Here is a 21,849-nt window from a genome sequence, read left to right as displayed (position 1 = left end):
AGGAGTGGAGGACCATGGGCAGCAACGGCTACGCCCATCCGGAGACACTGGTGGACACCGACTGGCTCGCCGCCCACCTCGACGACCCGACCGTCCGCATCATCGACGTCGACGAGGACACCACCGCATACGAGCAGGGCCACATCCGGGGCTCCGTGGGATGGAACTGGACCAAGGACCTGCACACCGCCGTGGGGCGCGACTATCTGGACCGCGACGCGCTCGGGCAGCTGCTGGCCGAGGGCGGCGTCGAGTACGACAGCACCCTCATCCTGTACGGAGGCAACAACAACTGGTTCGCCGCGTACGCCTACTGGATCCTGCGGCTGCGCGGCTTCAACAAGGTGAAGCTGCTCGACGGCGGCCGCAAGAAGTGGGAGCTGGAAGGCCGCGAGATGACTGCGGAGGTCAAGACGCGCCCGCGCACCGACTTCACTGTGACGGGTCAGGAGAACCCGCAGTTCCGCGCAATGCGCAGTGAAGTGCTGGAAAGCCTGGGGTCCGGCGTCCGCATGGTCGACGTCCGGTCCCCGGAGGAGTACCGCGGCGAGAAGCTGGCACCACCTCACCTGCCGCAGGAGCAGGCCCAGGTGCCCGGCCACATCCCGGGCGCGGCCAACATCCCCTGGGCGCAGGCGGCCAACGACGACGGGACGTTCAAGTCGGCCGGCGAGCTGAAGGCGCTCTACACGGGGAAGGGCATCACCCCCGACCGCGAAGTGATCGCCTACTGCCGTATCGGTGAGCGCTCCTCGCACACCTGGTTCGCACTCCACGAACTGCTCGGCTACCCGGACGTCAAGAACTACGACGGCTCCTGGACCGAGTACGGCTCCCTGGTGCGTGCCCCCGTCGAGATGGGCTGACGTGAAGGCCCGCGGCCGCAAGGAGAGGTCCGGGGAGCCGGCCTGCGCGGACCACCTGGCCGAGGTGCCCTGGATCCTGGTCGAGCAGGGCGCGGACATCTACTGCCGAGCCAGAGGCTCCGCCCCGGCCGAAAGGACACCGCGACCGACCAGATGCTCCCTCCCGGCTCCGGGCGCTTGCCGCGCCAAGGGTGATGGTTACGGGCTGCCGGTCAGGGGATGTGCCCGGAGAATGGAACCAGCGCGATGGTCGTGACCTGCGACGGAACCGCTCCCACACGCCGAAGGCACGGGGGGTGGGCCGCCGGTCACGCAGGATGCGTCAGGCCCGAGGAGGCGGTCGTCATGACCAGCATCACCGCCCGCATCACCGCCTTGTTCCGGGTCAAGGCGAACAAGGCCCTGGACCGGGCCGAGGATCCGCGTGAAGTCCTGGACCACTCCTACGAACAGCAGCGGGAGATGCTGCAACGGGTACGGCGCGGGGTGGCCGATGTCGCGACCAGCCGCAAACGCGTCGAGCTCCAGGTCAACCAGCTCCAGCAGTCCGGAGACAAGCTCCAGGCTCAGGCCCAGCAGGCTCTGGCGGCCGGCCGGGAGGACCCGGCCCGCGAGGCCCTGACCCGCCGTACGGCCGTCGCCTCGCAGATCACCGACCTGGAGGGGCAGCTGCTGTCACTGCGGCAGCAGGAGGAGAAGCTGGCCCTGGCCGCACAGCGCCTTCAGGCGAAGGTGGACGCCTTCCGTACCCGCAAGGAGACGATCAAAGCCGCCTACACCGCGGCCGAGGCCCAGACGCGGATCACCGAGGCGGTCACCGGCATCGGCGAGGAGCTGGGCGATGTCGGGCTGGCCATGCAGCGGGCCCAGGACAAGACCGAGCAGATGCAGGCCCGCGCCGGCGCACTCGATGAGCTGATGGCCTCCGGGGCGTTGGAGGACGCCACCGTGCCGGCCGGGCACGACGACATCCTTGCCGAGCTCGAGCGCATGTCCGCAGGCCAGGACGTGGACAGGGAGCTGGCCCGGATGAAGGCCGAGCTGCCTGCCGCCTCCGGCCCGGCGGCGGTGGAGGCGCCGGAACGGTCGAAGGGGCCGTCGGACCCGGAGGCGACGTCATGATCATGCGGATTCTCGGCGAGGGCCAGTACGAGATCGCCGAAGGGCACCTGGTCCGACTCGACGAGCTGGACACCGCCCTGCAGTCGGCTGCCGACGCGGGCAACGAAGCGGCGTTCACGGCCGCGCTGTCGGCCCTGCTGGACGCCGTGCGCACGCTGGGCACACCGCTGCCGGACGAGGCGATCACGCCGTCCGACCTGGTACTTCCCGATGCGGACACCAGCCTCGCCCAAGTGCGCGAACCGCTGTCCGACGAGGGCCTGATCCCGGGGTGATGGCGATGCGCAGCCGTTTCGAGCCCGACCGGCAGCTTACCGCCCGAATGGCGGTCACGATGTTCCTGCTGGGGCTGGTGTACGTGGCGTTCATCGCCGCGCTGATCGTGCTGCTCAAGTCCACCGTCCTGGTCGTCGTCATCGCCGCCGCACTGCTCGGCGCGCAGTACTGGTACTCGGACCGGATCGCCCTGTACGCCATGCGCGGGCAGATCGTCACGTCCGAGGAGCAGCCCGAGCTGCACGGGATCATCGACCGGTTGTGCGCGACGGCCGACATGCCCAAGCCGCGGGTCGCGGTCTCGCGCATGGACCTGCCCAACGCGTTCGCGACCGGACGCAACGCCAACCACGCCGTGGTGTGCGTCACCACCGGGCTCCAGCGCCGCCTGACCGTGGAAGAACTCGAAGGCGTCCTCGCGCACGAACTCTCCCACATCGCGCACCGGGACGTCGCGGTGATCACCATCGCCTCGTTCCTGGGCGTGATCGCCGGACTCATCGTCCGCTTCGCGTTCTACTCCCAGCTGTTCGGCGGACGCGGACGCGACCAGAACACCGCCGTCGTCTTCATGGCCGTGATGGTGGTCTCCGCCCTCGTCTACGCGCTCAGCTTCCTGCTGATCCGGGCGCTTTCCCGCTACCGCGAACTGGCCGCCGACCGCGCCGGAGCCATGCTCACGGGCAAGCCGTCCGCCCTCGCCTCGGCCCTGACCAAGGTCACCGGGGACATCGCCCGCATCCCGACGGAGGACCTGCGTACCGCGCAGGCGTTCAACGCGTTCTTCTTCACCCCCGCCCTCGGCCCCGGCACGGCGGTGGCCAACCTGTTCTCCACCCACCCCAGCCTCGAACGCCGGCTCGCGGCCCTCGCGGAGCTTGCCGCCGAGCTGGGCGGACCGGGCGGCGGAACACCGTGAGAGGGAGCTGAGGCCCCGTGGGTTTCTGGGACACGCTGCTCGGGCGGTCCAAGCCGGTCAGACCCGACCTGGACCAGCTCTTCGGCCTGCCCTCGGCGGCCATCACCCTCCAGGCGGCCATCGGCTTCACCCCGACCGGAGCGGGCTCGGTCTGCTTCGCCTCCATCGAGGGCGGCGCCTTCACCCAGGTACAGCAAGAGGTACGGGCCCTGCTGGACGCGGACTCCGAGCGCGGCGGCGCACCGGTGGAGTTCAGCCGTGACAGTTACGGCTACTCGTGGCTGCTCTCCCACCGCGCCCCCGACGACCTGCCCGCGCTGGTGGGGGACCTGCACGCGGTCAACACCGCGTTGCAGGACAGCGGCTTCGGCCCGCAGCTCCTGTGTTCCCTCGTCTCCTTCCGCGACGCCGAGCTGCGCTCCCTCGCCCTGGTCTACCTGTACAAGCGCGGCACCTTCTACCCCTTCGCTCCGCTGCCCGGTCACAAGCGCGACAACCCCCTGGAACTCCAGGTCAAGGCGGTGATCAAGGACGATCTGCGCATCGAACCGGAGTTGAGCCGATGGTTCCCCCTCTGGGGAGCCCCCGGCCTGTGAGAAGGCCGACGCTCAGAGCACGGTCACCCGGGCGAGGGCCCAGGAGGTGTGGTCGAACGCCGTGCTGGCGTTGGCGTCCTCGACGACCAGGTGCAGCAGCTTCACCCCTCGTACGTCGAGATCCACCTGTACGGGACCGCCCGCGCCGGTCAGCTTGCCGCTGGTGAACAGCACTTTCCCGTCGCCCCGCACCGAGGCCTTCGTCGCGCCGGTGGCGGCCTGGTTGGTCGAGAAGTCGTCGATGCCGACGAGCGCGGTGAAGCGGTCCGCCGCGCCGCCGAGGTGGTAGACGATCTCGGAGGGAGCATGCACGCCGAGGCCCTTCGCGTACGTCACGCCGCCGAACGAGATCGGCGTGACGTCCCCGGCCGCCTGTCGCCCGTTGGACCGGTCGCGTTCCACCGGACCCCAGCCGTTGGTGGCCGACACCCATTCGAGATCGCTCAGATAGGAGTCGGCGACCGGCGCCGCCGGCACCGTGGAGACCCGTTCCGTGGCGGAGTAGCGCAGGGGCCCTGTCGGTGACTCCGCGGTGCCGTCGACGGTCAGCGGCCACTGCGTGCCGGCGGTGGCCTTCGCGGGCGGGGTGACCCGCCAGGTCGTGGTCAGCGTGGCGCCGGCGGTCAGCTGGTCCTTGCCGGTCGCGGTGGTGGCCTGGACCTGCCAGCCCGCCGGGGCGTGCAGCGTGAGGAGTGCGCGGGTCCAGGGCTTGCCCGACCCGTTGCCCAGGGTCGCGGTGACCGTGAAGGCCTCACCGGGAACGGCCGGCCCCTGGATCTCCGCGCGGACTCCGAAGGGCTTGCGGAGGTACGTGTCCACCCACGAGGAACGCATGAGGGCGACCAGGCCGGTCACCACGGACGGGTTGACGTCGGCGACATTGCGTTGCTCACCGAGGTCGGAGGCGAGGTCGTACAGCTCGACCTGCCACTGTGCATCGGGCAGTGCGTGGTCCCTGACGGGCGCGAACCGCACCGCCTTCCAGTGGCCCTTGCGTACCGCCTCGGCGAGCCAGGTGGCGCGGCCGTCGTCCTCGGTGTTGGCCCGGCTGGTGACGCCGCGTTCGTCCCGGTACCAGTACAGGTGATTGTGACGTGCGGCGTCCGGGCTTCCGGCGAGCAGCGGGGCGGCCGACAGTCCGTCGATGTCCGTGGGTGCGGGTGCGCCGCCGAGTTCCGCCAGGGTGGGCAGCACATCGGTGAGCGAGGTGGGGCGGTCGCTGGTCCCCGCGCCGATCCGGCCCGGGGACCATGCGATCAGCGGGACGCGGATGCCGCCCTCGTAGAGGTTGCGCTTGTAGCCGCGCAGCGGGCCGTTCGCGTCGAACAGGTCGGGGTTGACCCCGCCTTCCTCGTGCGGGCCGTTGTCGCTGGTGACGAGGAGGACAGTGTCGTCGGCGATGCCGAGCGCGCGCAGCCGGTCGGTGACCTTCCCGACGAGCGTGTCGAAGTAGGTGATCTGGGCGGCGTGGCCCTTGTTCTGCTGGGTCCAGGTACGGGAGGCGTACGCGCCGACGTCGGGGATGTCGCTCGGTGCGTGCGGCACGGTCGGCGTGAGGAAGAGCAGGAAGGGCTCGGCGGCGTGGTCGCCGATGAAGTCCAGCGCGCGCTGCTCGATGAGCTGGGGGGCGTAGGCCCCCTTCGCGCCGCCCGCGTTGGCGGCGATCGTCTCCTTCGCGCCGTTGTGCCACAGGTACTGCGGGTAGTATTCGTGCGCGTGCCCGTGGTCGATGTAGCCGTAGAACTCCTCGAATCCGCGGGAGTTGGGGTGGCTGGGCTGGTCGCCTTCCTCCGGCCCGAAGCCCCATTTCCCGATGACCGCGGTCCGGTAGCCACGGGCGCGCAGCACTTCGGCGAAGGTGGTGTCACCGGCCTTCAGCGCGCCCTGGGCGCCGCTGGGGTTGGCCCGGACGGTGGAGTGGCCGGTGTGCAGGCCGGTCAGCAGCGAGCAGCGGGACGGCGCGCAGACCGCGGCCGTCGAGTAGGCGTCGGTGAACCTCAGGCCCTCGGCGGCGAGCTGGTCTATCCGCGGTGTGGTGATCAGCTTCTGGCCGTACGCGCCGAGGTCGCCGTAGCCGAGGTCGTCGGCGAGGATCACGACGAGGTTGGGAGTCGCCGTGCCGGCGGTCGTTGCGGCCTGGGCCTCCGGTGCGGCGGGGAGGGAGGCGAGGCCGAGGGCGGCCGCGGACCCGGCGAGGAAGTGGCGGCGGGTGGGCATCGGGGGCTCCTTGGCTCTCGCGGACGGAATTCGATCATGCGGAGAACGCCGGTCTGATGGCTATGCACATGGCATTAAGAGCGTGTGACAGCTCGGCCGGCGCCTGAGCGGCGCCGCCACTCCTCGGCCAGCAGACGGTAGGAGCGGACCCGGTCCGCATGGTCGTGCGTGATGGTGGTGATCAGCAACTCGTCCGCCCCCGTGGCTCCTTGGAGCCGCTCCAGGTGATCGGCGACGGTCCGTGCCGAGCCGACGAACTGGGTGTCCACCCGATCGGCGACGAGTTCCCGGTCCGCCTCCGTCCAGGGCAGGGCGCGCGCCTCGGCGGGCGTGGGGAAGGGGATGGCGCCCTCGGCGGTACGGATGCTGCGCACCCAGGATGCGTATCCGGTGGCCAGTTCGCGGGCGGTCGCGTCGTCCTCGGCGACGACGACATCGGCGGACACCGTCACGTACGGCCGGTCCAGCTCGGCGGACGGCTTGAAGGCGGCCCGGTAGCCCTCGGCCGCCTCCAGCACCGAAGCGGGGCTGACGTGGTAATTGGCCGCGAACCGCAGCCCGTTGCGGCCCGCGGTCTCCGCGCTGACTCCGCCGCTGCTGCCCAGGATCCATACCTGTACGTCGGCCCCCTCCCCCGGGACGGCGTGCGCCTCCACCCCCTCCGGTGAGCGGTAGTCGCCGCGCAGTAGCGCGAGTACGTCGTCGACCTGCTCGGCGTAGTCCTGCGGCTGGGCACCGGGCAGGTTCAGGAGCCTCTGCTGGAGGGCGACCCGCGGATGGCCCAGCAGATGGGCGAAGGAGAACCGGGCCGGGATGCGCAGTCCGTTCGGGGTGTACCCCTCGAACGGAGGGTCGTGCGAGGTCCGCTGTTGCGGACGGCCGGCCGAGCGGCCCAGGCCCAGGTCCAGGCGCCCGGGGTGCAGCGCGTCGATCAGGCCGAACTCCTCGACCGTGGACAGCGCGGTGCGGTGTCCGAGCTGGACGGCGCCGGAGCCGAGCCGGATGGTCGAGGTCGCGGAGGCGGTGAGCGCGAGGACGACCGCCGGCGAGGTCCCGGCGACCCCCGGATTGAGGTGGTGCTCGGCGAACCAGTAACGGGCGTAGCCGAACGCCTCCGTCTGCCGGGCGAGGTCGATGCTGTGGTGCAGGGCCTCGGCGGCGGTGGAGCCGGAGGAGACGGGGACGAGGTCGAGGACCCCGAGGGGGATGCCGGACATGCAGGGCTCCTTACAGGTCGGGGAAGGCGGGGTCGGGGATCTCGCGGCGCAACACCGGGGCGATCTGTGACTGGAAGAGTTCGAGGGAGGCGCGGTGCTCCGCAGGGGCGAGCCCGCCCGGCTCCGCCTGGAGGTGCAGGGCCGTGTGGCCGAACGCCTCGTGGTAGCGGTGGACCTTTTCGATCACCTGCTGGGGGCTGCCGATCAGCGCCGAGCTCCGCTCGACGAAGTCCTCCAGTGTCGGGAAGACGGGATCCACACCCTGCTGCTTGTGGGAAGCGAGGTACCGGGCGAACGCGGGCCGGTACGCCGCCACCGCCTGCTGCGAGGTGGGGGCCGCGTGGTAGCCGGCCGTGCCCGCGCCGACGACAGCGTGCGCCGGATCGTGTCCGTAGTGCTCCCAGCGCTCGCGGTAGTGGCGGATCAGTTCGGCGTACGGGCCGATCGGGTGGGTGACGTTCGCCGAGAAGAGCGGGTCTCCGTAGTGCGCCGCGAGATCGACTGAGTCCCGGCTGGTCGCACTGCCGTGCCAGACGCGCAGGGCCGGCTGGAAGGGCCTCGGCAGCACCTCGGCGCCGGCCAGCGCGGGGCGGAAGCGCGGCTCGGCGCTCACCTTGTCCTCGCGCCAGATCCGCCGGAACAGCTCGTAGCCCTCGGCGTTGCGCTCCCACTGGTCTTCCGGAGTCACGTGGAACAGCTCGCGCTGGGCCGTGCCGTTGCCCTTGCCGATCATCAGCTCCAGGCGGCCGTCGCAGAGGTGGTCGAGCGTCGCGTAGTCCTCGTACGCCCGCACCGGGTCCAGCAGGCTCAGCGTGGTCACGGCAGTGAACAGCCGGATCCTGCGGGTCAGTGCGGCGATGTGGCTGAGCACCACGGGCGGCGAGGACGACAGGAACGGCCGCTCGTGGCGCTCGCCGACCCCGAAGCCGTCGAAGCCGAGCTCCTCCGCGAAAAGCGCGGCGGCAACCACCTCGCGGAACCGCTCACGGGTGGGTGTGAGGGCACCCGTCACCGGATCCGCGGAGTCCGTGATCAGGGTGATGGCCAGGAACTTCACGAGGTCGCGGCCTGCCGGGCAACCGCTTCGGCGCCGGGCACGGCGAGCCCGAGGTGCTCGCGCAGGGTGGCGCCCTCGTACTCGGTGCGGAAGACGCCGCGCTCCTGGAGCAGCGGGACGACGGTGTCCGCGAATGCGTCCAGGCCGCCCGGCGTGATGTGGGGGACGAGGATGAACCCGTCGGCCGCGTCCGCCTGCACCAGGTCGTTGATCTGCTCGGCGACCGTGGCGGCGGAGCCTACGAAGGTCTGGCGGGACGTGGTGGCGATGACGAGTTCGCGGATCGACAGCTTCTTGGCCCCGGCGAGCTCGCGCCACTGCCGGGCGGTTTCGAGCGGGTCGTGGAACTGGCGGACGCTCGCCCGGCCGAGGGCGATCGTGTTCTCACCGGCCTCGGGGTCGACGGCAGGCAGCGGGCCGTCCGGGTCATAGGCGGACAGGTCGCGGTTCCAGACGTGCTCCAGGTACTTGATCGCGGTCTGCCCGCTGACCTGGAGGCGGCGGACCTCGTGCGCGGCCTCGTGTGCCTCGGCGTCGGTGTCGCCGAGTACGAAGGTGGCCGCGGGCAGGATCTTCAACTGGTCCGGGGAGCGCCCGTACCGGGGAAGGCGGCCCTTGACGTCGGCGTAGAACTCCCGGCCCTCGTCGAGCGTCCCGTAGCGGCCGAAGATCGCGTCGGCGGAGGAGGCTGCGAACTCGCGGCCCTCGTCGGAGTCGCCCGCCTGGAAGACCACCGGCCGGCCTTGCGGGCTGCGCGGCACGTTGAAGTGGCCTTCGATGTCGAAATGCCGCCCGTGGTGGGCGAAGGCCCCGGCCCGCGCGTCCCACAGGAAGGCGCCCGACGCGGGGTCGGCGACGACCTCGGAGCCGTCCCAGGAGTCGAACAGCTCGGTCGCGGTGGCCAGGAACTCCTTCGCGCGGGAGTAGCGCTCCTCGCGCGGCAGGAACCCGCCGCGCCGGAAGTTCTCGCCGGTGAAGGCGTCCCAGGAGGTGACGACGTTCCACGCGGCCCGGCCCCCGGAAAGGTGGTCGAGCGAGGCGAACTGGCGGGCCACCTCGTAGGGCTCGTTGAAGGTGGAGTTGATCGTCCCGGTCAGGCCGAGGCGCTCGGTGACGGCCGCCAGGGCGGCGAGCACCGTGAAGGTGTCGGGCCGTCCGACCACGTCCAAGTCATAGATCTTTCCGCCCTGTTCGCGCAGCCGCAGCCCCTCGGCGAGGAAGAGGAAGTCGAACTTGGCGCGTTCGGCGGTCTGCGCGAAGTGGACGAACGAGGCGAAGTCGATGTGGCTGCCGGCCACCGGGTCGCTCCACACGGTGGTGTTGTTGACGCCGGGAAAGTGGGCCGCGAGATGGATCTGCTTGAGCCGCTTGCTGCTCATGATGGGGCCTTCCGGGTCCGGGATCAGGCGGCGGGGTGGGCGGCATAACGGCCGACCGGGCGCTCCAGGCCCAGCAGTCCGCGCAGGGTGTCCGCCTCATACGCGCGGCGGAAGACCCCGCGCCGCTGGAGCTCCGGCACCAGCCCCCGGGTGATCGCGGGCAGGTCGTGGGCGAGTACGCCCGGCCGCAGCCGGAAACCCGACAGGCCGACCGTCCGCCAGTCCTGGAGCAGGTCCGCCAGCTGCGCGGACGTGCCGGTGAAGATCGCCGTGTCACTGGTGTACGCGGCGCCCGCGAGCGCGTCGAGGCGGCTGCGGCGGGCCTCGGCCGCCGGAGCGTCCTCGTCCAGGAACACGGTGATGTCCGCGAAGAGGTGCAACGGCTGCGCCGGGAGCCCGGCGGATCCCCGGGCCTGCCGGATCTCCGTGACCGCCGCGCGCGCCCCGTCGGCGTCGCGCACGGCGACGTATCCGACATCGGTGGACCGGGCGATGAGGCCGTACGCGGCATTGCCGTCACCGAGGGCGCCGGCAACGCCCGCCGCGGTGACAACGGGCTGCCCCTGCGGCGGGCGCGGGGTGATCGACGGCCCGCGGACGCTGAAGTGACGGCCCTCGAAGTCGATGTAGTGCAGCCTGTCGCGGTCGACGAACCGGCCGGTGGCCACGTCCCGGATCTCGGCGTCGTCGTCCCAGCTGTCCCACAGCCGCCGGATCACCTCGATGTGGTCGGCAGCCTCCTCGTAGGACTCCGCATCGGGGAGCGGGACCGCCCGGCGTCCGAAGTGTTGGTCCTCGTAGGCCAGTTGTGACACCTGGACGCGCAGGCCCGCACGTCCGCGGCTGACGTGGTCCAGGGTGGCGATCGCCTTGGATATGTGGAAGGGCTCGGTGTGGGTGGCGGTCACGGTCGGGACCAGTCCGATGTGCCGGGTCAGCGGCGCGACGCGGGCTGCGGTGAGTACCGCGTCCAGCCGCCCGCGGACCTGGTCCGTGCGCCCGTCGGGCCCGTCCGCCGAGGACGACTGGAGGGCGAGGGCGTCCTCGAAGGTGACGAAGTCGAGCAGTCCGGCTTCGGCCTCGGCCACGGCATCGGCCCAGTAGCGGGCCGTGAAGAGTTCGCCGGGCCGGGCACCCGGCTCGCGCCAGGCGGCAGGGTGCCAGCCCGCGCCGTCGAGCGCGACGGCGAGGTGCAGCGGTTCGGAGAATGCTGATGTCGATGCGGATTCCGGCGGGAATGCGGACACGTCGAATTACGCCTTCCTGATCGGCCGTGCGAAAAGAAGGCCGATGCGCGTCGCGGATTTGAGGGCGTACGAGGGGGCGGAGAAAAGGCCCGTCACCCATATCCCTTGGAAACTACCCCCGATAGCGGTGCCATACAATGACCGGAATATTAAGAGAAGTTGGCAGCGGTATTGCCGGGCGCGCGGACCGCCACGAAGGAGGGGCGGCGACGCACGGTGAAGCCGATCGACTCGTACAGTCGGATCGCCGTCGTGTTGCTCGCGGCGGTGTGGAGGAACGGGACGTCGCCACGCTCCCGGATGCCCGCGGCGACGGCACAGACCGGCCGGGTCGCCAGCCCCCCGCCCCGGTGGTCGGGATGGGTGCACACCGCGCTGATCTCGGTCCAGCCGGGCGGCCGCAGCCGCTCTCCGGCCATCGCGATCAGCCGGCCTCGGTGCCGGACCCCGAGGTACGTGCCCAGCTCGACGGTGCGGGGCAGGAACGGACCCGGCCTCGTGAGCCCGATCAGACCGAGGATCTCCGGTACGTCACAGGGGCCGAGCCGAACCGCCTCCGGGGCGGGTTCTGCGCGCAGCGAGGTGTCGACCAGCTGGACGCCGGGGACCGAGCCGACGGTCTCCCAGCCGTCGGGCGGGGTCAGCACGCCTGCGAGCGCGGCGATCCCGCCGTCGCCGACCAGCCTGCGCAAGTCGGCCCAGGAGTCCGGGTCGGCCGGGTCCGCAAGGGCGGCGAACGGCCAGACGTCCGACGGATAGCGGGCGGCGCGGGAGGTAGAGGGGTCGGCCCCGGGCCGGTCGCCCGCTCCGCGAAGGCGGCGTGCGCGCCGGACAACGAGGCCCAGGCGGGGTTGTCCAGGACATGCGGGGACACCACGGTGCCCAGGCTCGCACTCGCACTCGCACTCGCACGCGTACCCGTACTGGTGCTGGGACCTGCGTTCGTGCTCATGGGGCGGGCTCTCCCTCCGTGGCGCGGCCCGGGGGCCGGGGGTTCAGGAGTTGGTCACCGGCAGGCCCGGAGGGTTGACCTCCGAGGTGGTGACGGCCTCGTTGGCCAGGTTCCAGGCGGTGAGCAGCTGCGCGTACTGGCCGTTCTTGATCAGGTGGTTGATCGCCTCTGCCACCGGCTTGGCGAGCCCGCTGTCCTTCTTCGCGGTCGCGGCGATCAGGCCCTGGAGCGACTCACCGGCCCCGGAGAACGAACCCGCACTGCGCGTGGGAGCGTTGCCGCTCGCCGTCTGGGTGATGTGGTAGGCGATGGACGGGTTCGGGCCGAAACTGAGGTCGATCTTCCTGCCGCTCAGGGCCAGGTAGGTGCTGTTGGCGTCGGGGAAGTACTTGACGGTGATGTCCTTGCCCTCCGCCTGGAGCTTCTTCTGCCACTCCAGCAGGATCTTCTCCTGGTTGGTGCCCGAGCTGACCGCGACCGTCTTTCCCGCGAGATCGCGGTAGTCGCCGCCGAAGTTCCAGGGGTTGTCCTTCAGCGTCTCGAAGGCCAGGTTGTCCTGCCGGTAGGAGGCGAACTCGTATTTCTTCTTGCGCTCCTCCGTGACCGTGACGTTCGTGAAGGCCACGTCCACCTTGCCGCTGTCGATGCCGACGAAGAGGTTCTCCCAGGTGGAGTTCTTCACCACCGGTTTGAGCCCGAGCACGGCGGCCACCAGACGGCCGAGGTCCGGTTCCGCCCCGGTCAGGGTCTTCTGGTCGGTGCCGACGTACGCCAGTGGCGGGAAGCCGGCGGGCAGCGCGCCGACCCCGATGACGAGTTCGCCGCGCTCGCGGACCTCAGCGGGCAGCTGAGCGCGCAGGGACTCGACCACCGGGACGGACAGCTCGGCCTGCTGGGCGGCGCCGTTGGACACAGCGCCGACGGTGACCTTGCCGGAGCCCGGTCCGGTGGCCTCGGCGTCGCCCCCGCACGCGGTGAGGCCGGAGGCGAGCGCCACGGTGGCGGTGGCGGCGCCGAGGCCGCGGACGAATCTGGTGCGCAGGGAGCGTCGGCGTTGCATGGTGTTCCTTTTCGGTTCGGAAGGGTTGGTGGGGCGGGGTGGGGCGCGGCGGAGTCAGAGCACCTTGCTCAGGAACTCCCGCGTACGGGGATGGACGGGCCGGTCCAGTACTTGCTCGGGCGGGCCCTGTTCGACGATGCGGCCACCATCGAGGAAGACGACCTCGTCGGCCACCTCGCGGGCGAAGCCGATCTCGTGCGTGACGATGACCAGCGTGGTTCCGCCGGTGGCCAGGTCCTTGATCACGGAGAGCACCTCGCCGACGAGTTCGGGGTCGAGCGCGGAGGTGGGTTCATCGAAGAGGATGACGCCGGGCCGGAGCGCGAGGGCGCGGGCGATGGCCACGCGCTGCTGCTGGCCGCCGGACAACTGCCGCGGGTAGGCTCCGGTCCGGTCGCCGAGCCCGACGCGCTCCAGGAGTTCGCGCGCCAGGGCCCGGGCCTTCGGACGCGGCAGCCTGCCGGTGGCCACCGGGGCCGCGGCGACGTTGTCCAGCACGGTCAGGTGCGGGAAGAGGTTGAAGTTCTGGAAGACGAAGCCGATCCGCCCGCGCTGGGCGAGGATCGCCCGCTCGCTCCGCTCCTTCAGCCTCCCGCCGTTCCGCTGCACCCCGATCAGCTCGCCGCCGACGCTTACGTATCCGGCCTCGGGCTTCTCCAGGTGGTTGATGACCCGCAGCAGGGTGGACTTGCCGGAGCCGGAGCGGCCCAGGATCGCGGTGACCGTGCCCGGCCGCAGCGTCAGGCTCACCCCGTCCAGTACCTGCTGTCGGCCGTACCACTTGTGCACGTCGTGGACCTCGATCGCGGCGGCCCGCGCGATGGCGGTCATCGCGCCGTCCCCTTACGGAAGCGGTCCCGGAGATCGCGCAGGCCCGTCCGGGCCCGCTGCAGGGGGGTGGGCGGGACGGTGCGCAGCGCGCCGCGCGCGTAGTACCGCTCGACGTAGAACTGGACGACCGAGAGGACGCTGGTGAGCACCACGTACCAGGAGGTGGCCACCAGCAGTAGCGGCACGACGTCGCCGGAGTAGGTGCTGCCGAGGCTCTGCACCGTGCCGAACAGGTCGAGCAGCGATACGTAGAAGACCAGCGAGGTGGCCTTGACCAGCCCGATCAGCTGGTTGACGTAGGCGGGGACGATGGAGCGCAGCGCCTGGGGGAAGACGATCCGGGCGAACTGGTACCGCCTGGGCAGTCCCAGCGCGGCCGCCGCCTCGTGCTGGCCCTGGTCGACGGAGAGCACACCGGCCCGTACCACCTCGGCCGCGTACGCCGCTTCGCTCAGGCTCAGTCCCACGACCGCCACGACGATGTCGGTGGCCAGCCGCGACTCGTCGAAGGTGAAGAAGGCGGGCCCGAAGGGCACCCCGATGCTCAGGGTGGGGTAGAGGGCGCTCAGGTTGTAGAGAAAGAGCAGGACCACGATCAGCGGCACCGAGCGCAGCAGCCAGATGTACGTCCAGCTCACCGACCGCAGTACGGGGTTCGTCGAGAGCCTGCCGAGGGCGAGCAGGATGCCGCCCGCGAGGCCCAGGACCGCGCTGTACGCGGCCACCTGGAGGGTGATGAACAGGCCCTCCAGGATGACCGGCCGGACGGACCAGTACCCGAACCGGTCCCATTGGTAGAAGGGATTGGTCAGCAGCCCGTGGGCGGCCTGGGAGACCAGCACCAGCACGAGGGCGGTGGCGACCCACCGCCCGGGCCGGCGGAGCGGGAGGACCCGCTCGGCCGGCGCCGGCGGTCCCGGGGGCGCGGTGAGGACGAGAGATTCAGTCAAGGGCACTCCAGCAGCATTCGATAAATCGAAGAATCGAAAAGCAGCCGTCATGCCGGACAGAAGAGGCCGCTGATGTCGTTATCTGCGGCGTAAGTTAGGCAGCCTGGAGAAGGGCTGTCAACGGTCCTGATATCGGTATTGGCGGAAGCGTGCGGCAATTTCATCCGCCGTACACACAACGCCTTCCGGTGAAATGAACCGGACTGTCGTTCACAGCCAGGGGAACTGGTCGGCGGAGTACCGGTAGGCGCGGAAGACGGAGTTCTGGGCGCCGGCCGAGGACTCCAGGCCCACGCCCTCGCCGAAGGACCGGAACTGCGGGACCACGAACTCCCACACCACGTCACCGGCGGGCGTCACCTCGAAGAGCCGGCCGAAGGAGCCCTCCGCGATGAAGGTGTTCCCGTTCGGCAGGCGCTGCGCGCTGGACATGTACGGGCTGTAGAAGTTCTGCGGCGGGTTGTCCTCGTACGACCACACCTCCTTGCCCGTCCGCGGGTCGAGCTCCAGCACCCGCGAGTACGGAACGGACGTGGTGTCGCGGTAGGTGCCGTTGTCGAAGACCAGGATGTTGCCGCCCGCCAGCTCGTGCGGGTGGTGCTGCTGCGCCAGGACGTCGGGGCCGATGTGCCACAGCACGGACCCGTCGGCGCGGTCGACGGCCACGGTGGAGGACGCGCTGCGGAAGCCCAGGACGATCGAGCCGTCGGCGCGTTCGTTGACGGTGTTGGCCATGGGCCAGTGCTCACGGGCGAAGTGCGTGTCCAGCGGGAACTCCTCGGGGTCGAGGTGCTCGATGGCGGCCCAGCGCCACACCTCTTCCCCGCCCCAGGTCAGCTCGTACACCACGTCCCCGTAGATCACCCCGCCCGCGGCTTCGGAGCCGGGGATGCCGCCCCGGATGCGGGCCGCGTCGGCCGGGTCCAGGGGTTCGACGACGGTGACGATGAGGTTGCCGTTGCGCAGGATCGAGGCGTCGTGGTGGTGGAAGGGGTGGCGGACCTCGCGCAGGACCGTGGAGTCGGGGGCCAGTTCCTGGAAGATGCCGCCGTGGTAGACGTCCCAGATGGGGAAGAGGGTGGGGCTGCTGGTGTCCTTGGCCGCGTAGAAGAGGTTGCCGCCCGGGAGGAGCTGCGCCTGGCGGCCGGGCGGGTGCGGGGAGTTCCAGGTGTGGACGGGCCGGCCCTCGATGTCGACGAGGTGGATCTCGCCGGTGCTGGTGATGGGCGTGTAGAGGGTGTAGCCGCCGTAACTGCGGGCGGGGTCATGGGCGATCAGGCCGACGCCGCGGCGGCGCAGGGTGTTCTGGTCGACGGTCATGGGGATCTCCTGTCTCGGGGGCGGGTTCAGCGGACGGTGACGGCGGCCGGGTCGACGGCCGTCAGGGGCGCGGGGTGCAGATGCTTCAGCAGCGCGGCGCGGTCGGCGGAGCCCGGCAGGCTCTGGGCGGCCTTCGCCCAGCCGGCCTCCTGCTCCAACTGGGCCAGCAGCTCGGGCGAGAGGGTCGCGCCGTAGCCGTAGCGGGGCTGGAAGGCGTCCACATAGCCGGCCTGGAGCGCGCCCTTGGACTGGGCGAGTACGGCCTTTCGCGCGGCGGCCGGGTCGGCGGCGATCTCGCCCTGGGCCTTCAGCAGCGCCCGAAGCACGGCCGTGGTGGTCCCCTCGGTCGCCGCCGGACCCGCGACGAGCAGGGTCCGGGCCGTGTAGCCGGTGAAGGGGAGCTCGGCGTAGCGGTCACCGAGGGTGGTGCGGGCGGCGTCGTAGAAGCTGGGGAAGGTGACCCCGGCGTCGATGTCGCCTCGGGCCAGCGCCGAAGTGACCTGGTTCGGGGCGAGGTTGACCACGGTCACGTCAGCGGCCGTCAGCTGCGCGGAGGCGAGCATCCGTGACAGGGCGTACTCGACGTTCGTACCCTGCGGGACTCCGACCGTGCGGCCCTTCAGCGCGGCGAACCCGGTGATCTGCCGGTCGGTCCGGGTCAGCAGGCGCCAGTCGGAGAACCGGGACAGGTCGGCGACGATCCGCAGCTCGCGCCCACTCAGCGCGGCCGTCACCGCGGGCAGATCACCCACGACGCCGAGCTGCGCCTGACCGCCGAGCACGGCGTTCAGGGCGTCCCGCCCGCTGGGCTGGGCGGTCACGGTGGCGTCGATGCCCTCGGCGGACCACAGCCCGTGCTCCTGGGCGACGTAGACGGGCGCCCCGCCGAGGTGGTCGCTCCCGGCGAGGGAGACGGCGGGGCGGCCGCCGGCCGCGGGGCCGGTGCCGCCGGCGCAGGCCGAGGTGAGCACGGCCGCCGTCAACAGTGCGGCCACTGCACGGGGTCTGAGCATGGGGAAGTCCTTCCGGGGACGGAGGTGGGAGCAGGGGAGGGAGCCGAGGGAACTTCAATCGGAGCCGAGATGACGGGCGATCAGTGAGCGCAGGTCCAGGTCGGGCGGCCCGGCGGGCACGGTGTGGTCGGCCAGCACCCGCCCAGGGGTTCCGCCGAGGACGACGACCCGTTCGGCGAGGGCCAGTGCCTCGTCAATGTCGTGCGTGACGAACAGGACGGTGGTTCCGCGGCGCTGCCACAGCTCCCGCAGCAGGGTCTGCATCCGGGTCCGGGTCAGTGCGTCCAGCGCTCCGAACGGCTCGTCCATCAGCAGCACTTCGGGCTCGGCGGCCAGGGCGCGGGCCAGTGCCACACGCTGCTGCATGCCGCCGGACAGCTGCGCCGGGTACTTCTCGGCGCCGTCCGCCAGCCCTACCTCGGCCAGTGCCGCGAGGGCGCGCCGGCGGCGCTCCGGACGCGGCAGGCCGAGCCGCTTGAGGGCGAATTCGACGTTGCCGCGGGCGGTGCGCCAGGGGAACAGCGCGTAGTGCTGGAAGACCACGCCCCGCTCCGGGCCCGGCCCGCGCATGGGGGCGGAACCCACCGTCACCCGCCCTTCGGCGGGCCGCACGAACCCGGCCACCAGGTTGAGAACCGTGGACTTGCCGCACCCGCTGGGCCCCAGCAGCGCCGTGAACGAGCCCGCCGGGAGCTCCAGATCGGTGCGCTCCAGCACCGGGGCGGCCCCGTAGTGGACCGATAGCCCCTCCAGTCGTACTCCCAGGCTCATGAGGCGCTCCAGTGCACGAACCGGCGGCCGACCGCGGCCAGTACGAGGTCGACGGCCACGCCGAGCAGCCCGAGCACGAACAGCCCGGCGAACATCCGGTCCACGCGCAGGAACTGGCCGTCCACCTGGAGCCGGTACGCCAACCCGCTGTCCGCGCCGCCCAGTTCCGCCGCCACCAGGGCGAGCAGCGCCACCGAGGCCCCGTACCGCAACGCGGCGAGCAGTGCGGGCGCGGCGGCGGGCAGCAGCACCTCGGTGAACCGCCGGTGCAGCGGCGCGCCCAGCGACCGAGCCGCCCTCAGATGGGACGCCGGCACCCGGGAGACCCCGTCGTGTACGTACAGCCAGACGGCGAGCAGCACGGCGTACGCGATGAGCAGGCGCTTGGCGGTCTCCCCGATGCCGAACCAGGCGGTCGCGAGCGGCACCAGCGCGATGGCCGGGATCGGGCGCAGGAAGGAGACGAGCGGGGTGACGGCGGCGGACAGCCTCGGCAGATGGCCGGTGGCGAAGCCCAGCGCGCTGCCCACGAGGGCACCGAGCACGAAACCCTGCCCGGCGCGGGCCAGGCTGGCGCCGAGATCAGCGGCCAGGATGCCGCTGCGGGCGCTGTCCGCGAGCGCGGCCGCGGTCTCGCCGGGGGTGGGCAGCAGCCCCTGGGCCACCGCACCGGACCAGGCGAGCAGGGACCACAGCGCGAGCAGGGCACCTGCCGCGCCCAGGGCCGGCCCGAGCCGGCTGAGGCTCCGGCCGGGCGGTGAGGGGGTGGCGTGCACGGGGCGGCTCCTCGTTCGGTTCCTCGTCGTCAATAAGTGAGGTCAATAATTGACCACGCTTATGACGGGAGTGTTGCGGCAGTACGAAACCTCGTCGGGACCCCCGGTGCTTGATCGGTGATGAGGTACGTTCACCTGCGTGTCTCGACCTGAACCCACGCCCGAGGCGATCGAGGTCGGACGGGTGATCCGGAGCTGCCGCAAACAGCGCGGCGTCTCCATGGCCGTCCTCGCCACCCGCTCGGGCCTCTCCCAGCCGTTCCTCAGCCAGCTCGAACGCGGCCTCGCCACGCCCAGCCTCAGCTCGATCTACCGGATCGCGGAGGCGCTGGACGTCACCCCGGGAACCTTCCTGCGACCGCCCGCCCGACCGGGTGCGGTCAGCCACGAGAGCGACCCGCAGGTGATCCGCGTCAGCGAGGCGGCCGGGCAGATCGCCCAGGTCCTCATCCCCGGCGGGCGCAGCGCGCTGATGGAGGCCTACGAGCACCACTTCGAGCCCGGCCAGGGCGAGCGCGGCTGGTTCGAGCACCCCGGCGAGGACTTCCTCTACGTACTGGAGGGCGAGATCATCCTCGAAGTCGAGGGCGAGGAACCGCTGACCCTGCGCGCCGGACAGAGCGCCCACCACCGGGGCGAAGTCCCGCACCGCTGCCGCCTGGCGGGCCCCGCCGCCGCCCGAACTCTGCTGGTCATCGCGAGCGCCTGAGAAACCGGCGGCGGTGGCGACAGAAGTTCCGCCTGACCGGCGTGGGGCTACTGGTGGTCGGGGGCGTACTTGTAGCCGACGCGGCGCACGGTGGAGATGCGGTCCCGGTAGGCGGGGCCGAGCTTGCGGCGCAGCCGGGCTATGTGGACATCGACCGTACGGCCGTCACCGATGTGCCCGTAACCCCAGATGCCCGAGATGAGGGCATCACGCGTGTGGACCGTGTACGGATGGGACACGAGGTGGGCCAGGAGGTCGAACTCCAGGTAGGTGAGCTCCAGTTCGCGTCCGTCGACCTCGACCAGCCGACGTGCGCGGTCGACCCGGATGGCGTCGTGCTCGACGGGGTCGGGGTACGGGGCCGGTTCCGGCTCGGGAACCGGAAGCGTCCCGGGCTCCAGGGAGCGGATCTCCGGGCGTATACCGTGCGCTTTCATCAGCGCCACCGGGTCGACGTCCGCCGGCAGGAACACGAGGTATCCGACACGGCCGCCATAGGTACCGTCGGCGAAGACGGCGGGCGGACGGTCGCCGACCAGCTGGAGGCGCGGGGCCGGGTAACGGCGGACGGCGGGTGCGGGAATTGCGGTGGTCACGATGAGCCCCTTCGGCTGCGCGGATCGAGGTACGGATGCCGGGTGTTCGGGCACGACAGGGCGTGGGGTCTCCGCGACGGAGTCGACCGGGAGAGCCGTCGCGTCGCACGCCGGGCGGATCCGTACGACCCAAAGGGCCGGGGTCACGAAAGGCGCGGAGCACAGCGAGAAGCGGCAGCCGGAACACCGGCGCGCTTCGAGCAAATGCCCTGTCGAAAGCCCTAAAAGGGTCGGCAGATGGCGCTGGCGACGAGACGGAAGTCAACGTGCCTGCGGCGTACGAGCAACGGCTGCGACGGGGACATGACCACATCGTGAAGTGCGTGGCGGGCACGCGTCAATACTTCCCTACTGATTGCATAGGAAATGTGTGGGCGAAGGGGGCCTGGCTACCCCTGTCGCCGCAGCGGATCTCCGCCTGGGCGAAGGCTCACCGGCAGGTATCCCATCGGGCGAACTCCATGGGTTCACACACTCCCTGACGGAGGATCCGGCGACGACCCAGCCCGCAAGCCGGCCGCTGACCTGCGCCGTCCTTCATCCCGAGATCGAAGTGTCCACCATTCGGTCACGCCTTGCCGGGAAGGCCGCTCCAGGGCGAGTATCCCTATCAATCCGATGGGAAAGGTGGGGATCCGGCAGCCGGCCGACGCCACCCAACAACGTTCCGGAGTAGCCGACATGACCACCGCCATCCCCCATGGCACCGCTGTCCGCCCAGCCCCCGCCGCGCCACACAGCGGCACCGGGGCCTGCCGGTGACGCCCATGCGGACGACACCCGGCCCCGCCGGCCTCCGGTCCGCCGACGAGCGGCGCCGCGCGCTGCTGCGTACCGCCCGTGACGTGGCGGACGACCTCGCCGCGGACGCCATCGTCCGCGATCAGGCGGGCAGGCCGCCGACCGACGAGGCGGCCCGGCTGCGCGAGGCCGGCCTGCCGGCGGCCCTCACCCCGCCCGGGCCCGGCCGCGGGGCGGACTGGCGTACCGGATGCGCCGTCATACGGGAGATCGCCGCAGCGGACAGCTCTGTCGGCGACGTACTCGCCCGCCACTACGTACACGCTTGGAGCGGACGCTTCTACGCGAGTCACGAGCACGCGACCGCCCTCGAAGAGGAGTCGGTGCGCGAGCGGTGGCTGTGGACCGGGGCGGTCCGCACTCCCGCGCCCAACGGCGACACCGAGGGACCGGACCTCACACTGAGGCCGCGCGTCACCGGCTACCTGTTGAACGGGCGCCGGTCCGTGGACACGGCGGTGGCCGCGGCCGACCAGATCGTGGTGGACGCCGTCTGCGCCGCGACCGGTGACGTCCTGGTCGTACGGATCCCATCCGGCGCACAGGGCGTGACCGTCGAACCCGCCCACGACCGCCTCGGTCAGCGGGTCGCCGGCGCGGGCGAGGTCGTCCTGGACCGGGTCACCGTCACGCCCGGGCAGGTGCTGGGCCGCCGGCCGCACGACGAGGAGTCGACCGCGCCCTTCACCGCGCTCGCGGAGCCGGCGCTCCGGCTCGCCCTGTGCCACGTCGGCCTCGGCATCGCCGAGGGCGCTCTCACCGAAGCGCGCGACCTCAGCAGGGGCGGCCGCGCACACCGGCTGCCCGGCGAGGACCCGGACCTCTTCCTGACGTACGGGGAACTCGCCTCTGCCGCTCAGACGGCCACCGCCGTGGTCGACCGGGCGACGGAGGTGATGGCGCAGGCCCTCGCCGCGGGTGCGCAGCTCGATGCCGAGGTACCCGCGGGCGTCGCCGCCCTGGTCGCCACCGCCGAGGCCGTGACGTCGAAGGCCACCCTGCACATCACCGCCCGGGTGCTGGAACTCGCCGACGCCCCCGGCCTGGACCGGTTCTGGCGCAACGCCCGGGTCCTGACAGCCCATCGCCCGGTCGCGCACCGCCTGCGCTCCATCGGCGAGCACTATCTCAACGGCTCCCACCGCGCGGTGACGGCAGCCTTCCATTGACCCGC

Annotated in this window: 20 protein-coding genes and 1 pseudogene; 7 read left to right on the top strand and 14 right to left on the bottom strand. The window is 71.3% G+C overall.

The features are described 5' to 3' along the window. Positions 1–14: 14 nt before the first annotated feature. The 5 genes from OG737_RS32935 (at position 15) to OG737_RS32915 (ending at position 3,779) form a co-directional block, all read left to right on the top strand. Positions 15–866 carry a sulfurtransferase gene (locus OG737_RS32935; protein WP_328930547.1) on the top strand — a complete coding sequence of 284 codons (852 nt, stop codon included), beginning with the start codon at positions 15–17 and terminating at the stop codon, positions 864–866. A gap of 345 nt (positions 867–1,211) precedes the next feature. After that, on the top strand, positions 1,212–1,988 hold the full coding sequence (locus OG737_RS32930; protein ID WP_328929859.1) for a PspA/IM30 family protein: 777 nt from the start codon (positions 1,212–1,214) through the stop codon (positions 1,986–1,988). Next, positions 1,985–2,263: a PspA-associated protein PspAA gene (locus OG737_RS32925; protein WP_328929858.1), complete on the top strand. Its 279-nt coding sequence runs from the start codon at positions 1,985–1,987 to the stop codon at positions 2,261–2,263. Before OG737_RS32930 ends, OG737_RS32925 begins: the two co-directional genes overlap by 4 nt. Positions 2,264–2,268: 5 nt before the next feature. Then, positions 2,269–3,183, top strand: coding sequence for a zinc metalloprotease HtpX (htpX, locus tag OG737_RS32920; protein ID WP_328929857.1), 915 nt, complete (start codon positions 2,269–2,271; stop codon positions 3,181–3,183). Positions 3,184–3,200: 17 nt separating this feature from the next. Further along, positions 3,201–3,779 (top strand): PspA-associated protein PspAB, encoded by a 579-nt coding sequence (locus OG737_RS32915; RefSeq protein ID WP_328929856.1) that lies wholly within the window; start codon positions 3,201–3,203, stop codon positions 3,777–3,779. 12 nt (positions 3,780–3,791) lie between these two features. Here the strand turns inward: OG737_RS32915 and OG737_RS32910 are convergent, their stop codons facing one another. The 13 genes and pseudogenes from OG737_RS32910 to OG737_RS32850 all read right to left on the bottom strand — a co-directional run bounded on the left by OG737_RS32910 (position 3,792) and on the right by OG737_RS32850 (position 18,569). Beyond that, positions 3,792–5,996, bottom strand: a complete 2,205-nt coding sequence (locus tag OG737_RS32910; protein ID WP_405922339.1) for a sulfatase-like hydrolase/transferase — start codon at positions 5,994–5,996, stop codon at positions 3,792–3,794. A 74-nt stretch (positions 5,997–6,070) separates the two neighbouring features. Then, entirely contained in the window at positions 6,071–7,213 is a 1,143-nt protein-coding gene (locus tag OG737_RS32905; RefSeq protein ID WP_405676525.1) for an LLM class flavin-dependent oxidoreductase, read from the bottom strand. Between the two features lie 10 nt (positions 7,214–7,223). After that, positions 7,224–8,270, bottom strand: coding sequence for an LLM class flavin-dependent oxidoreductase (locus OG737_RS32900; RefSeq protein WP_405676528.1), 1,047 nt, complete (start codon positions 8,268–8,270; stop codon positions 7,224–7,226). Next, positions 8,267–9,649, bottom strand: a complete 1,383-nt coding sequence (locus tag OG737_RS32895; protein ID WP_405922338.1) for an NtaA/DmoA family FMN-dependent monooxygenase — start codon at positions 9,647–9,649, stop codon at positions 8,267–8,269. The genes OG737_RS32900 and OG737_RS32895 overlap by 4 nt, the downstream gene beginning before the upstream one ends. Positions 9,650–9,672: 23 nt before the next feature. After that, complete coding sequence (locus OG737_RS32890; RefSeq protein WP_405922337.1) at positions 9,673–10,896, bottom strand: LLM class flavin-dependent oxidoreductase; 1,224 nt, start codon at positions 10,894–10,896, stop codon at positions 9,673–9,675. A 149-nt stretch (positions 10,897–11,045) separates the two neighbouring features. Further along, positions 11,046–11,848: pseudogene (locus OG737_RS32885) on the bottom strand (GNAT family N-acetyltransferase). A 43-nt stretch (positions 11,849–11,891) separates the two neighbouring features. Then, positions 11,892–12,908 (bottom strand): ABC transporter substrate-binding protein, encoded by a 1,017-nt coding sequence (locus OG737_RS32880; RefSeq protein ID WP_405922336.1) that lies wholly within the window; start codon positions 12,906–12,908, stop codon positions 11,892–11,894. A 54-nt stretch (positions 12,909–12,962) separates the two neighbouring features. Then, entirely contained in the window at positions 12,963–13,739 is a 777-nt protein-coding gene (locus OG737_RS32875) for an amino acid ABC transporter ATP-binding protein (protein ID WP_405676532.1), read from the bottom strand. Beyond that, entirely contained in the window at positions 13,736–14,740 is a 1,005-nt protein-coding gene (locus OG737_RS32870; RefSeq protein ID WP_405676534.1) for an amino acid ABC transporter permease, read from the bottom strand. The genes OG737_RS32875 and OG737_RS32870 overlap by 4 nt, the downstream gene beginning before the upstream one ends. Positions 14,741–14,899: 159 nt before the next feature. After that, the gene (locus OG737_RS32865) at positions 14,900–16,009 is read right to left on the bottom strand and encodes an aryl-sulfate sulfotransferase (protein WP_405922335.1); all 1,110 of its coding nucleotides are present in this window, start codon (positions 16,007–16,009) and stop codon (positions 14,900–14,902) included. 26 nt (positions 16,010–16,035) lie between these two features. Continuing rightward, positions 16,036–17,022 carry an ABC transporter substrate-binding protein gene (locus OG737_RS32860; protein WP_405922334.1) on the bottom strand — a complete coding sequence of 329 codons (987 nt, stop codon included), beginning with the start codon at positions 17,020–17,022 and terminating at the stop codon, positions 16,036–16,038. A 54-nt stretch (positions 17,023–17,076) separates the two neighbouring features. Beyond that, positions 17,077–17,793, bottom strand: a complete 717-nt coding sequence (locus tag OG737_RS32855; RefSeq protein ID WP_405922333.1) for an ABC transporter ATP-binding protein — start codon at positions 17,791–17,793, stop codon at positions 17,077–17,079. Next, positions 17,790–18,569, bottom strand: coding sequence for an ABC transporter permease (locus OG737_RS32850; protein ID WP_405922332.1), 780 nt, complete (start codon positions 18,567–18,569; stop codon positions 17,790–17,792). Before OG737_RS32850 ends, OG737_RS32855 begins: the two co-directional genes overlap by 4 nt. Before the next feature lie 139 nt (positions 18,570–18,708). Here OG737_RS32850 and OG737_RS32845 point away from each other — a divergent pair, with 139 nt between their 5' ends. Further along, positions 18,709–19,278: a helix-turn-helix domain-containing protein gene (locus tag OG737_RS32845; RefSeq protein WP_405922331.1), complete on the top strand. Its 570-nt coding sequence runs from the start codon at positions 18,709–18,711 to the stop codon at positions 19,276–19,278. Positions 19,279–19,325: 47 nt separating this feature from the next. On the opposite strand, the gene OG737_RS32840 is transcribed toward OG737_RS32845, so the two are convergent. Then, complete coding sequence (locus OG737_RS32840; protein ID WP_328929841.1) at positions 19,326–19,874, bottom strand: winged helix-turn-helix domain-containing protein; 549 nt, start codon at positions 19,872–19,874, stop codon at positions 19,326–19,328. A 767-nt stretch (positions 19,875–20,641) separates the two neighbouring features. Between OG737_RS32840 and OG737_RS32835 the strand changes: the two genes are divergently transcribed. Then, entirely contained in the window at positions 20,642–21,844 is a 1,203-nt protein-coding gene (locus tag OG737_RS32835) for an acyl-CoA dehydrogenase (RefSeq protein WP_405676546.1), read from the top strand. The last annotated feature ends 5 nt before the right edge of the window (positions 21,845–21,849 follow it).

It is taken from the genome of Streptomyces sp. NBC_00122, assembly GCF_045160845.1.
Lineage (GTDB): Bacteria > Actinomycetota > Actinomycetes > Streptomycetales > Streptomycetaceae > Streptomyces.
Note: the sequence above shows the minus strand (reverse complement) of the source record. Positions and strands in the feature narration are given on the sequence as shown.

Bases quoted from the DNA above. Each gene is read 5' to 3' on its own strand.
- OG737_RS32935 (WP_328930547.1), top strand. From the start codon at position 15: ATGGGCAGCAACGGCTACGCCCATCCGGAGACACTGGTGGACACCGAC.
- OG737_RS32930 (WP_328929859.1), top strand. From the start codon at position 1,212: ATGACCAGCATCACCGCCCGCATCACCGCCTTGTTCCGGGTCAAGGCG.
- OG737_RS32925 (WP_328929858.1), top strand. From the start codon at position 1,985: ATGATCATGCGGATTCTCGGCGAGGGCCAGTACGAGATCGCCGAAGGG.
- htpX (WP_328929857.1), top strand. From the start codon at position 2,269: ATGCGCAGCCGTTTCGAGCCCGACCGGCAGCTTACCGCCCGAATGGCG.
- OG737_RS32910 (WP_405922339.1), bottom strand. From the start codon at position 5,996: ATGCCCACCCGCCGCCACTTCCTCGCCGGGTCCGCGGCCGCCCTCGGC.
- OG737_RS32905 (WP_405676525.1), bottom strand. From the start codon at position 7,213: ATGTCCGGCATCCCCCTCGGGGTCCTCGACCTCGTCCCCGTCTCCTCC.
- OG737_RS32895 (WP_405922338.1), bottom strand. From the start codon at position 9,649: ATGAGCAGCAAGCGGCTCAAGCAGATCCATCTCGCGGCCCACTTTCCC.
- OG737_RS32880 (WP_405922336.1), bottom strand. From the start codon at position 12,908: ATGCAACGCCGACGCTCCCTGCGCACCAGATTCGTCCGCGGCCTCGGC.
- OG737_RS32875 (WP_405676532.1), bottom strand. From the start codon at position 13,739: ATGACCGCCATCGCGCGGGCCGCCGCGATCGAGGTCCACGACGTGCAC.
- OG737_RS32870 (WP_405676534.1), bottom strand. From the start codon at position 14,740: ATGACGGCTGCTTTTCGATTCTTCGATTTATCGAATGCTGCTGGAGTG.
- OG737_RS32865 (WP_405922335.1), bottom strand. From the start codon at position 16,009: ATGACCGTCGACCAGAACACCCTGCGCCGCCGCGGCGTCGGCCTGATC.
- OG737_RS32860 (WP_405922334.1), bottom strand. From the start codon at position 17,022: ATGCTCAGACCCCGTGCAGTGGCCGCACTGTTGACGGCGGCCGTGCTC.
- OG737_RS32855 (WP_405922333.1), bottom strand. From the start codon at position 17,793: ATGAGCCTGGGAGTACGACTGGAGGGGCTATCGGTCCACTACGGGGCC.
- OG737_RS32835 (WP_405676546.1), top strand. From the start codon at position 20,642: ATGCGGACGACACCCGGCCCCGCCGGCCTCCGGTCCGCCGACGAGCGG.